This window comes from Sneathiella sp. (assembly GCF_036960985.1).
Taxonomy (GTDB): Bacteria; Pseudomonadota; Alphaproteobacteria; order Sneathiellales; family Sneathiellaceae; genus Sneathiella.
The window spans coordinates 78,598-90,608 of sequence record NZ_JBALWD010000011.1 but is presented as its reverse complement, the minus strand read 5'-3'; the positions used below and the strand labels follow the sequence as shown (position 1 = coordinate 90,608).

General features: G+C 45.9%; 11 protein-coding genes and 1 riboswitch. Of the genes, 9 read left to right on the top strand and 2 right to left on the bottom strand.

All coding sequences use genetic code 11. The features are described from left to right. The first annotated feature begins 13 nt into the window (after nucleotides 1–13). From V7723_RS08770 to V7723_RS08755, 4 genes are all read left to right on the top strand, one after another. Nucleotides 14–1,174 (top strand): acyl-CoA dehydrogenase family protein, encoded by a 1,161-nt coding sequence (locus V7723_RS08770; protein WP_335684081.1) that lies wholly within the window; start codon nucleotides 14–16, stop codon nucleotides 1,172–1,174. Nucleotides 1,175–1,284: 110 nt separating this feature from the next. Beyond that, the gene (locus V7723_RS08765; protein WP_335684080.1) at nucleotides 1,285–2,454 is read left to right on the top strand and encodes an acyl-CoA dehydrogenase family protein; all 1,170 of its coding nucleotides are present in this window, start codon (nucleotides 1,285–1,287) and stop codon (nucleotides 2,452–2,454) included. A 42-nt stretch (nucleotides 2,455–2,496) separates the two neighbouring features. Beyond that, nucleotides 2,497–3,705: a CaiB/BaiF CoA transferase family protein gene (locus tag V7723_RS08760; RefSeq protein ID WP_335684079.1), complete on the top strand. Its 1,209-nt coding sequence runs from the start codon at nucleotides 2,497–2,499 to the stop codon at nucleotides 3,703–3,705. Nucleotides 3,706–3,753: 48 nt separating this feature from the next. After that, the gene (locus V7723_RS08755; protein ID WP_335684078.1) at nucleotides 3,754–5,295 is read left to right on the top strand and encodes an AMP-binding protein; all 1,542 of its coding nucleotides are present in this window, start codon (nucleotides 3,754–3,756) and stop codon (nucleotides 5,293–5,295) included. A 2-nt stretch (nucleotides 5,296–5,297) separates the two neighbouring features. Here the strand turns inward: V7723_RS08755 and V7723_RS08750 are convergent, their stop codons facing one another. Then, nucleotides 5,298–5,810, bottom strand: a complete 513-nt coding sequence (locus V7723_RS08750) for a 6,7-dimethyl-8-ribityllumazine synthase (RefSeq protein WP_335684077.1) — start codon at nucleotides 5,808–5,810, stop codon at nucleotides 5,298–5,300. 86 nt (nucleotides 5,811–5,896) lie between these two features. After that, a riboswitch (FMN riboswitch) is annotated at nucleotides 5,897–6,041 on the bottom strand. 174 nt (nucleotides 6,042–6,215) lie between these two features. Between V7723_RS08750 and V7723_RS08745 the strand changes: the two genes are divergently transcribed. The 5 genes from V7723_RS08745 to V7723_RS08725 all read left to right on the top strand — a co-directional run bounded on the left by V7723_RS08745 (nucleotide 6,216) and on the right by V7723_RS08725 (nucleotide 10,860). Beyond that, nucleotides 6,216–6,566: a hypothetical protein gene (locus V7723_RS08745; protein WP_335684076.1), complete on the top strand. Its 351-nt coding sequence runs from the start codon at nucleotides 6,216–6,218 to the stop codon at nucleotides 6,564–6,566. Nucleotides 6,567–6,670: 104 nt separating this feature from the next. Then, complete coding sequence (locus V7723_RS08740) at nucleotides 6,671–8,005, top strand: deoxyguanosinetriphosphate triphosphohydrolase (protein WP_335684075.1); 1,335 nt, start codon at nucleotides 6,671–6,673, stop codon at nucleotides 8,003–8,005. A 144-nt stretch (nucleotides 8,006–8,149) separates the two neighbouring features. Next, a complete protein-coding gene (locus V7723_RS08735; RefSeq protein ID WP_335684074.1) occupies nucleotides 8,150–9,262 on the top strand; it encodes a DUF2336 domain-containing protein in 1,113 nt (370 codons plus the stop codon). 46 nt (nucleotides 9,263–9,308) lie between these two features. Then, the gene (locus V7723_RS08730) at nucleotides 9,309–9,905 is read left to right on the top strand and encodes a 2-hydroxychromene-2-carboxylate isomerase (RefSeq protein WP_335684073.1); all 597 of its coding nucleotides are present in this window, start codon (nucleotides 9,309–9,311) and stop codon (nucleotides 9,903–9,905) included. 16 nt (nucleotides 9,906–9,921) lie between these two features. Further along, entirely contained in the window at nucleotides 9,922–10,860 is a 939-nt protein-coding gene (locus V7723_RS08725; RefSeq protein WP_335684072.1) for an alpha/beta hydrolase, read from the top strand. A gap of 73 nt (nucleotides 10,861–10,933) precedes the next feature. On the opposite strand, the gene V7723_RS08720 is transcribed toward V7723_RS08725, so the two are convergent. Next, nucleotides 10,934–11,956, bottom strand: a complete 1,023-nt coding sequence (locus V7723_RS08720; RefSeq protein ID WP_335684071.1) for a Fe(3+) ABC transporter substrate-binding protein — start codon at nucleotides 11,954–11,956, stop codon at nucleotides 10,934–10,936. Between the last annotated feature and the right edge of the window lie 55 nt (nucleotides 11,957–12,011).

Sequence of the window (12,011 nt, the reverse complement as noted above, 5' to 3'; positions counted from 1 at the left end):
TAGGAGCAGGTAAATGGATTTTTCACTTACTGATGATCAACGTCAGTTGCAGGAAATGGCACGTAAATTTGCTACGACTGAACTTGGCGATTTGGCGAAAGAACTAGAAGAAAAAAATATTCCCGTCCCCACTGACTGGATGAAACGGTACGGCGAACTTGGGTTCTTGGGAATGAACATTGCCACCGAATATGGTGGTATGGGTGTCGGAAATATCGAAGCTCTTTTGGTTTTGGAAGAGTTTGTCAAAATTTCTGCAGCGGTTGCGTTTCCCGTATTCGAAAGTTCCGTTGGACCGGTTCGTGCCCTTGAGCATTTTGCAACTCCTGCCTTGAAAGAGCGAATTATTCCGGCTGTTTGCCGAGGTGAAAAAATCGTTGCCGTCTGCATGTCAGAACCAGCCGCTGGTTCCGCATTGACCGATTTGAAAACACGAGCGACCAAAACAGGTAACGAGTATGTTATTTCTGGACAAAAACGCTGGTGTAGCGGCGGCGGACATGCTGATGGATATGTGGTTTACAGCCGTATGTCCGATGCCCCAGGGGCAAAAGGCATCGGGGCTGTTTTTGTTGAGAAAGGGACGGAAGGTCTCAGCTTTGGCGAACCCGAGCAACTTATGGGATTTCGCGGCGTTCCGAGCGCAGACATATTTTTTGACGATGTCAAAACACCCCTGGAAAACGAAATCGTTCCGGCGGGCGGATTTGGCAAACTCATGGAGGCATTCGATTTAGAGCGCTGTGGTAATGCAACCATGTGCCTGGGCATTGCCCAATCAGCTTTTGATTATGCTTTAGAATACGCGCAGGAACGCGAGCAATTCGGAAAAGCTATTATTGATTTTCAAGCCATCCAGATAAAATTGGCAGATATGGCAATGAAGCTGGAAGCTTCCCGCCTTCTTATCCACAGAGCAGCACAGCAAGCAAATGACGGCTTGCCGTCAGTCCGTGATTCTAGCCTCGCAAAGTGCTTTGCCAACGAGATTAGCAGAGAAGTATGCGGCATTGCGTTGCAAGTTATGGGCGCATATGGCTATTCCAAATCCTATGGCATGGAGCAAAGGCTTCGCGATAGCTGGGGATGGGGTATTGCCGGCGGCACAATTGATATTCAAAAAGTGAATATTGCAGCGTCCTATGCGGGCCGTAGGTTTAATCAACGTAGTTAGACTATCAACGTATATTTCTAATGCTGCCAAACCAGTATCATAAACATTAACAATTGTAACATTCATTCATGAATGTTAGTATTTGACCATATAGATTAAGGATATGGAAAATGGACTTTACACTGACAGAAGAGCAAGAAGCCATTCGGGAAAACGTGGCTCGGCTCTGTAGCCGTTTCGATGATCAATTTTGGTTGGAAACGGACCGAACCGGTAATTTTCCGTTCGAGTTTCATAGCGCTATGGCGGCAGATGGATGGCTCGGTATTACCATGCCTGAAGAATACGGAGGCGCAGGGCTCGGTGTAACGGAAGCCGCCCTCATGATGCATGAGGTCGCGAAATCATCCGGCGGAATGTCAGCAGCTTCCGCTATTCATATTAATATTTTCGGCCCCCACCCGATCGTTGTTTTTGGCAACGATGAGCAGAAAAATCGTTGGCTCCCTCCTTTGATCAAAGGCGAAGTAAAAACATGTTTTGGAGTGACGGAACCCAATGCAGGTTTGAATACCACCGCCCTTGAAACGCGCGCGGAAAAAACTGCGAGTGGCGATTATGTCATCAATGGGCGTAAAATTTGGACAACAACAGGACAAGAAGCTGATAAAATTATGCTGTTGGTACGCACAACACCAAAAGAAAAATGCAAGAAGGTGACGGACGGACTATCGTTATTCTATACGGATCTTAATCGAGAGTTTATCGATGTACGGATTATCGATAAAATGGGACGAAAAGCCGTAGATTCAAATGAAGTCTTTATAGACAATTTGCCTGTGCCCAAAGAAGATCTCATAGGTGAGGAAGGCAAGGGATTTCATTACATTCTTCACAGCCTCAACCCGGAACGGGTTCTCGTTGGCATGGAAGGTATTGGGTTGGGGATGAACGCCCTCCAACGCGCTGCAAAATATGCACGGGAAAGAGAAGTTTTTGGACGTCCAATTGGCAAAAACCAGGCCATACAGCATCCTCTCGCAGAAAATTGGATGGAACTGGAAGCCGCTTATTTAATGGCAATGAAAGCGGCCGCAAACTACGACGCTGGCCTAGATTCAGGGGTGTATGCCAATGCTGCGAAATGGTTGGGCGGCGAAGCTGGATTTAAAGCATGTACGCAAGCCGTAATGACCCATGGCGGCATGGGATATGCCAAAGAATTCGTCGTTGAGCGATTAATGCGCGAAGTTATGATTTGCCGGATAGCACCGGTAAGCCCGCAATTAGTTCTTTGTTACATTGCGGAAAAAGCGTTGGGCATGCCTAAATCCTACTAGACTAAGGTCTCAAATTAGTAAAAATAATAAGTGAGAAGAAAAATGAGTACGCCAAGTTCCGGTCCTCTCGCAGGTGTCCGCGTCGTTGATCTAACATCAGTTTTACTGGGCCCTTTCGCTACTCAAATAATGGGGGATATGGGTGCTGATGTTATTAAAATCGAAGGACCTGAAGGTGATACAACACGCGACCTTGGGCCACGCCGATCTCCCGGCATGGCATCTGTTTATCTAAATGCTAATCGCAACAAACGAAGCCTCTGTATCGATTTGAAATCGGAGGACGGTCGTGCGGCATTTTTGAAACTTCTGGAGAGCATGGACGTATTCGTCCACAATATGCGCCCTTCTGCTATAAAGCGCCTGAAACTGACCTACGAAGACGTCTGCGCCGTCAATCCAAAGATCATTTATTGCGGCGCCTATGGTTTCGGTCAGGAAGGTCCTTACGCCAACAAGCCGGCCTATGACGATATGATACAAGCTGTCAGCGGAATTGCGGCAACACAATCAGCCCTCATGGGGAGACCTGGTTATATGCCCACTGTCATCGCGGACAAAACCACCGGACTTACGGTCGTCTACAGCGTCAGTATGGCCCTGTTTAATCGCGAACGTACGGGCGAGGGCCAAGAGATTAAAATTCCGATGTTTGAAACTATGGTTCAGTTTCATATGCTTGAGCATATGTATGGCAAAAATTTCGTGCCGCCGCTCGGTCCTGCTGGCTATCCACGCGCAATATCTCCAAAACGCCACCCGTATAAAACAAAAGACGGTATGATTGGCGTCCTTCCCTACGTGGATAAACAATGGAAGGCCTTCTTCGATATTGCGGGTAAACCGGAACTCATGGACGACCCGCGCTTTTGCAACGTGACTGCGCGACTTGAAAATGTCGATGAAGTATATCAAATTCTCGGTGAGTTGGTTGCAACACGGACATCCGCAGAATGGCTTGCTGCGCTTGATGCGGCAAGTATACCTGCGGTGCCGATAAATACTCCTGACGAACTTTTGGATGATGAACATTTAAAGGCAGTTGATTTCTGGCAAACTATGGATCATCCAACCGAAGGTCCGCTGGTTTTTCCGGGCATACCAACAAGTTTTTCTCAAACACCTGGTGGCGTCTCCCGACATGCTCCTACTTTAGGTGAGCATAATTCTGAAGTGCTAGAGGAAATAGGGTTTTCGACAACAGAAATTGAACAAATGACAATTTCAGGAGCTTTACATACAAGGTTGTAAGAAGCCACAATGTAACGGTGTCAACGAGAAAAAAAGAGCTAACAGCCCATGCATATTCGTGAATTTTCTAAAACTGTTCCCCAGAAACCTGCCTATATTATGGCGGGCAGCGGGGAAGCGGTTACTTACCGTCAACTGGATCAACGAACCAATCAAACGGCAAATTTTTTTCGATCTCTTGGTTTACAAGTCGGCGACCACATTGCGTTTCTAATGGAAAATAATCTTCGTTTTTTCGAAATTTGCTGGGCCGCACAGCGTGCCGGTTTGTATTACACTGCCATCAGCTCTCGACTAACGGCGGAGGAAGCTTCCTATATCATCAATGACTGCAGTGCCCGGCTCTTCCTCACATCTCTTTATAAAGCGGAACTAGCTGAACAGCTCATTCAGCTGACACCTGATGTCGAAACACGATTAATGGTAGACGGCACTATTGATGGCTATAAATCATATGAGGACATCAGATCGACATTCCCTGATACACCACTTGACGACGAATGCGAGGGCGCCGATATGCTTTACTCGTCGGGAACAACAGGTCGGCCCAAGGGGATCAAGCCAACGGAAATCGGACGGGCAATTGGGACTGAAGATAACCTCTACGACATCCTGAAAAATGTCTACAAATTTAGTCAGGATTCTATTTACTTGTCTCCGGCCCCACTTTATCACGCAGCGCCCTTGCGCTACAATATGCGTGCCCAGAGATTTGGGGCCACTTGCGTGATAATGGAGAATTTTGATCCTGAAACCTACTTAAACCTCGTCGAAAAATACCAGATAACTCATAGTCAGCTGGTACCGACCATGTTTGTCCGGATGTTAAAGTTACCGGAAGACGTACGGCGCAAATACAATGTCAATTCGCTAGTGACAGCGATACATGCAGCCGCTCCCTGTCCAGAAAAAATAAAATATCAAATGATGGATTGGTGGGGACCAATCCTCTGTGAATATTATGGTGGTACGGAAGGTAACGGGTATTGTGCTGTCGACCCACAAGAATGGCTCACTCATCCGGGTACCGTTGGGCGTGCATATATCGGTGTTCTTCATATCGTCGGAGAAGATGGAGAAGAACTATCGGTTGGAGAAACAGGGGCAATTTATTTCTCAGATGGGAAAGATTTCATCTACCATAATGACCCGGCGCGTACAGCGGAAAGTCACAATGACAAAGGCTGGAGCACCCTGGGAGATGTTGGCTATCTGGATAAAGATGGGTTCCTCTACCTCACCGATCGTCAAAGTTACATGATCATTTCTGGCGGCGTTAATATATATCCCCAGGAAATTGAAGATCTGCTGCTGACCCATCCAAAAGTGTATGACGCTGCTGTTTTTGGCGTGCCGAATGAGGATTTTGGAGAGGAAATAAAAGCCGTCATTCAGCCTGTGAATATGGACGGTTCTGGCGAGGAGTTAGAGCAAGAATTGCTAGCTTTTTGTCGCGCCAATATCAGTCATATCAAATGCCCCCGCTCCGTCGATTTTGAAGCAGAGCTTCCCCGTCATCCAACGGGAAAACTCTATAAGCGGCTTCTAAAAGACAAATATTGGGGCGAAAAAAAGTCACGTATCGTTTAAAGTCAAGAAGCCAGTTTTCGCTGAGTAAGATTTTGCATATTCTCAAGCGTCATATGGCAGGCGCTGGCAGCTTCGCTGCCTTTAAGCACAAAATGCTGCCTAAAGAAATCCATGTGCGCTTCCGTTTCCTGAAAATGATGTGGTGTGAGAACGACTGACAAAATGGGAACGCCTGTTTCAAGCTGGACCTGCATCATCCCATCCAATACAGTTTTCGCGACGAAGTCATGCCGATATATTCCGCCATCAACAATTAAGCCGGTTGCCATTATCAAATCATATTGTCCGGTTTCCGAAAGCTTTTTTGACATCAGCGGTATTTCCAGACTTCCCGGCACGTCATATATATCGAAAATCCCTTCTTGATATCCTTGATCACAAAGAGCTGCAATAAAAGACTGCGTCGCCTGCTGCACGATATCGGCATGCCAGTTGGCTTGTATAATCGCGATTTTTTTATGGCTTAACGGGGAATTTGGGTTCTGATTGTCATTTTCAGTATTTTTATTTTTCATTTTTGGGCCTTGTTTTCAAGTTGACAAAAACCCAAGGCAGATAGGACAAGGATATCGCGTGCCTAAGCAGCTTATCGCACCTCATTCCATGTTCTCTTTCATCCGGACTATGACCGTCGGCTTTGGAATTACACCAAATCTGCTGACCCCGCTTAAGCGGGCGCTCGCGGGCTTAAACATACACTTGTTCTTACCGCCGGTAGGGACTTTCACCCTGCCCTGAGAACATTCCTCAAATCTAGAGAGGAATATCGTTTATTATTCTAAAGCGCTTTAGACCAATTGCAAGAAGTGCCTGACAAATTGTTCTTTTTTCTACGAACTCGGCCTTTAAGCTAGCGCAGGTGTAAATTATACCCTACGTAAAGCCTTATCCATACCTGTGATAGATAATGGGGATATTCATTGAACGCGAAAGCATTTACGAAACTTGTAAAAGAATCGATCACCTATAATCAACTGGAAAGATACTTTCTAACGGATCAGGGCAGTCTGGACACGCTGGAGGACCACTTTACTCTGCGCCCAGATATCAATGCTATTAAAGAAGATATGGCCTCCGTCGGCGGCTTAAAGCTCTCTCACGCTCAGCGCCGCATGCTAGTGGTGCTCGTTGCTCTTTGGAATGGCCGCATTGCTGACGAAGTGTTCTCGAGCGGCATGGGAGATCTTGCAAAAGTTATCCAATCCATGGACAGAAACAATCGCGAACTTTTCGCCGAACTAATCATTTCTTATCCTGGCTGGGGAAACTAGCCACAAAGAACTGGTTCCTTTGCAAACGACAGGCTAGTCTCAAAAGCCCAACATGATAACATCGTGTTAGCAAGTATGTATGATTAATGAGATAGAATTCTTCGATGATGGACTGGAACAAACTTCTTTCAACAAAACGCTTCGGACAGGATCATAACGACCCTGTTACCGCTTCCCGCAGCCCGTTCCATAAAGACCAAGACAGAATTGTTTTCTCATCCGCATTCCGTCGACTGCAAGATAAAACGCAGGTTCATACTCTGGCGGAAAGTGATTACGTCAGAACCCGTCTAACGCATTCCATGGAAGCTGCCTCTGTAGGTCGGTCTCTTGGCGCAAATGCTGGTCAGGTCATTATTGACCGCCATCTCAAAGGCAGCGATTTCAGCCCCGCAGATTTTGGTCATATATTATCCGCCGCCTGCATGGCACATGATATTGGAAATCCGCCCTTCGGGCATTTTGGCGAAGAAATTATCCGCGACTGGTTTATGAATGGCGCCGGTTCGAAAACCAGATCCACAGGCCTTACGCTGGAGCAAAAAGCCGATTTCGAGATGTTTGAAGGAAACGCTCAGGGCTTCAGGATTCTGACAAAGCTACAAAATTGGCGCAATGTGGGAGGGCTTCGTCTTTCATACGCGACTTTGGGTACTTTTATGAAATACCCGCGCACCTCAATTATCGAGAACATTATTCCAGACGATAGCGGCGGGAAAAAGTTCGGCATTATGCAGTCAGAGCAAGATATTTTTAGCGAAATAGCAACGGAACTTGGTTTGCTGAGACGAGGCACTGAAAATTATTGGAGTCGCCACCCGCTCGCTTATTTGGTCGAAGCCGCGGATGATATTTGCTATTCCGTCGTAGACATCGAAGACGGCTTTAAACTTGGGCGTCTGGGATTTGCAGAAACAGAAGATCTAATGTTGCGAATTTATGGAGGGCGTCCGAAGCGCTATTCCGAAGTCAACGAAAATTCTGAACGAGTTTCCTATTTGCGTGCAAAATGCATTGGAAAGCTGATTGGTGAAGTATCGGATATTTTTAAGGATTGCGAAGGCGCAATTCTTGCCGGAAAATTTTCGGGTGACTTACTTCATCAATCCACTAAAGCTGGACTGTTCGTGGAAATTGAAGAGCTTTGTAAAAGGGAAATCTATCATCACCCTGACCGGATCCAGGCGGAATTAAGTGGCGCTGAAATTCTATCAACGCTCCTCAAGGCCTTTTATTCTGCGAATCTCGATTGGGAAAATCACCAGAACGAGGGGACTGTCATGAGCCCGCGTTCTTCTGTACTAATGCATCTTTTTCCAGGCGGAGTGACATCGAAGAGATCTCGATATGATTGGCTATTAGAAGTCACCGACTTTGTATCTGGAATGACAGATTCTTATGCATTACGACAATTCAAAGAACTCAAGGGTATTGGATAGCAATCAATATCTCTAGAGCCATATAAATTTTGTATGGATTTCAAATGCTTATGCCTAAGAATCTTGCCTTAACTCTAGTATTAATAAAAACTTCAGGTCCGAGACGATAAAATAGGACACTTTTTATTATGCAAGATGTCCTGAATGCTGCTTGAACCATCAATTGCTGGCGGACCAATCGCGCGCATGTTTGCAGACATGCCGGTTAAAACCCGTATTAAAACCGCCCACACGGTTGCCCATGACTATGCGTCGATCTCGATGTCACGCGATGATCTTGCTCTGGCTGACGCAATTATCAATTACCTCCTCCTTGATATCGACGCCGCTGTCCGCGCGGCCCTTTCCGAGGAACTGAAAGAATGCGATTTCCTGAGCCATGAGGTCGCACACAAACTCGCACAGGATATTGATGCGGTCTCTTTACCAATGATCGCGTCATCTACATTATTGACCGACGGTGATTTACTGGAGATTCTGGAAACAGCAAATGATGCCAAGCAAATAGCTATTGCCGACCGCTCAGAAGTTGATTTGTTAGTTACGGATCAAATTGCGCTGCAGGGGTGCTACGAGGCGGTCGAAGCCTGCCTCGAAAACCAGGCTGCCATTATTGGTATGGAAGGTTATCAGCATATCTTGCGACGGTTCGGTAATGAAGACATCATTCAAGAATTATTGGTGCGACGGTCCAATTTGCCGAAAGATACGGTGGCGCGGCTCTACGAATTCATCTCTGAAGACTATAAAAAAGAGTTGATGGATGGGGACCATCTTTCGGATGCTCTATCGGCTCGTATGATACTCAATGCACGCGAGCGCGTTTTAGCGAAAAGCCTAAGCCGGAGAATGACAGATTACGAACAAAAAAAGGCTTCATTATCTTTGCAAAAAGAGGGCCGCCTTACAGCAACACTGATGTTACGCTCCTTGATATCCGGGAATCAGTCTTTCTTCCTCTCTGCTCTTGCAGAGGCCTCGGGAATTTCGAAAAAACGAGTGAACTCTCTGACCTCTGGCCGGGGTTACCTTGGGTTCAGACGATTATATGATCGCGCTGAAATGCCGAATTACCTGTATGAGGCCTTTCGAACTACGTTAGAAGAACAGCGAAATGCAAGGCACTATCATCCGCGTGCGGATATGGACAACCTCCAGCAACGCCTAATTGACCGAATTGCTCATGTATATGAATGGGATGATGATTTAACCTTAGAAGAGTTAATGGAAAAACTGCTTCCCAAGCGAATATATTAACCCGTAAACTGCACCGGGCGCCTGATTAACTCAGATGGATGGTTCAGTGACGAAAACAATCGACTACTATGTGACGCTGGTTTCTCCGTGGACTTTTATGGGACATGATCGACTTGTAAAAATTGCTGCAGAAACTGATGCGGCAATCAATATTCTTCCCGTAAATTTTGGCCGTGTTTTTAGTGAAACCGGCGGTTTACCATTGGCAAAGCGCAGTCAACAACGGCAGGACTATCGTTTACAGGAGCTTGTCCGTTGGAAAAAAGAATTAGATCTGCCAATTCATATTCATCCAAAATTTTTCCCAGCCTCTGATCAAATAGCGGCGTTAATGGTCATGGCAGCGAAACAACAGGGTTTGGATGCCGTCTCTCTCGGCGGAAATTTCTTACGTGCCGTCTGGGTCGAAGAGAAAAATATCGCTGACGCAACGACCGCAATTGAAATAGCAGATAGTTCGGGAATGGATGGCCAGAAATTATTTGACGATAGTAAAGATCCTGATCTTTCACTCGAATATGATGCCAATACGGAAACTGCGATCAAAAGGGGTGCTTTCGGTGCTCCGTCGTACATAATTGAGGAGGAGGTCTTCTGGGGTCAAGACCGACTAAATTTTGTCGAGAAAAAACTAAAACAATAAAAAAAGGAAATCAAAAATGACTCTCGATCCACAAGCAAAATGGGTCCTGGATATTGCGAAGGATAAGGGCTTACCTACTTTAGACCAACTCTCACCTGAAGCAGCTAAAGTGGATTATAGTGAACGTGCAACCACATTAACGTTTAAGGATGTCGAAATTGGAGAAACATTTGATCTGAATATCCCTGGCCCGCTTGGCGATATACCAATTCGAATTTATCATCCGGTCGGTATAGACGGTCCGTTGCCGGTTCTCGTTTATTATCATGGCGGTGGATGGGTCGTGGGCAATATTGATACCCATGATGCACTTTGTCGCACAGTCGCAAACAAAGGCCCATTTGTCGTGATTTCCGTTGATTATCGCATGGGACCTGAAGCGCCCTTTCCGGCGGCTGTCATTGATGCAGTGGCGGCCTTAAACTGGACGGCGGAAAATATTGCCAAATATCAGGGAGACCTGGCGAATATTGCTGTAGGTGGTGATAGCGCGGGTGGAAATTTGTCAGCCGTTGTTTGCTTAAACGCACTCAAAGAGAATTCCTATTTGCCAAAATTTCAATGGCTAATTTATCCTGCGACAAATATGACAATGGCTACGGATTCCCACAAAAGTTTTGCCGAAGGCTATTTCCTCACAAATACGCTTATGGTCTATTTTCAAAAACACTATCTAATGGGTTTCGATGATTTATCAGACTGGCGCGCTTCACCGTTGTGCGCAGCTAGTCTCGCTGGCCTGCCGCCAGCCTTAATACAAACCGCCGGCTTTGATCCCTTAAAAGATGAGGGAATAGCATATGCGGCACGCATGAATGCAGAAGGAAGCAAGGCCAAGCATACTGACTATGGCGGTATGTTCCACGGATTTATTAATCTAGGAGGCGTTCTCGATCAGGCAACCGTTTGTATCGATGAAGGTGTTGATGCTCTGAACCAAGCTTTCCAACAGTAGAAATCTTGGCTCTTCTAATCAAGACAATAAAAAAGGGGCCGAACGGCCCCTTTTTTATGTCTGGCAATATATGCTAACGCCAACCGACCCTATCAAATATTTTTACGGCTTCAATCTGGGCTTCGGCAACTTTATCAAGGCTAACTTCATCCGCCTTAAAGTTTCCCCATCCCTGAACTGTCTCATCAATTTCAACACCATCTTTGACGGGGAATTCATAGTTTGAAGATGCGTAAAAAGCTTGCGCTTTGTCGTCTGAAAGGAATTCGATCAACTTGATAGCGGATTCCTTGTTTTTGGCAGATTTTGTAACGGCGGCACCAGAGATATTGATATGAGCACCCCGATCAGCCTGGTTAGGCCAAAATAATGCGACTTTCTCAACGGCGTCTCTTTGTTCTTGATCCTTCGCATTCTGCATCTTGCCATAATAATAGGTATTACCGATGGCAATATCACATTCGCCTGCTGCAACCGCTTTAATTTGATCCCGGTCACCACCTTGCGGTTTTCTAGCAAGATTATCCTTTACGCCTTGCGCCCACTTCTCGGCTGCCTCTGCGCCTTGGTGAACGATAATTGAAGCCAAAAGAGATTGATTATAAACATTGTTCGACGACCTTACGCAAATACGTCCTTTCCATTTCGGATCAGCTAAATCTTCATAAGTGGATAGTTCTTCAGGCTTAACCCGGTTTTTCGAATGAAAAAACACTCTGCTTCGAGCGGATAGGCCATACCAGTGGCCATTTGGATCTCTATATTGCGACGGAATATTATTCTCCAGCTTCTCTGATGTCACCGGTTGCAATACACCTGCGTTCTTATGCGCCGCAAGCCTACTGATATCAACGGTCAAAACAACATCTGCCGGACTATTCATGCCTTCCGCTTTTAGTCTTTCCAACATACCTTTTTTCGCAAAAACGACATTTACTTTAGTTCCTGTTTCTTTTTCAAATTCATCAAGGATTGGGCGAATGAGACTTTCCTGACGATAAGAATATAAATTAACTTCATCCGACAATGCGGGTGCAGTAGTGGAAATAAAGGTAAGAGCCGCACAGGCCGACAGCATGGAAGTTGTAAAGCGCATCTTGTTTCCTTAATTGATAATGCAAACCATTCTTAATATGCAGACTGTTTAATAC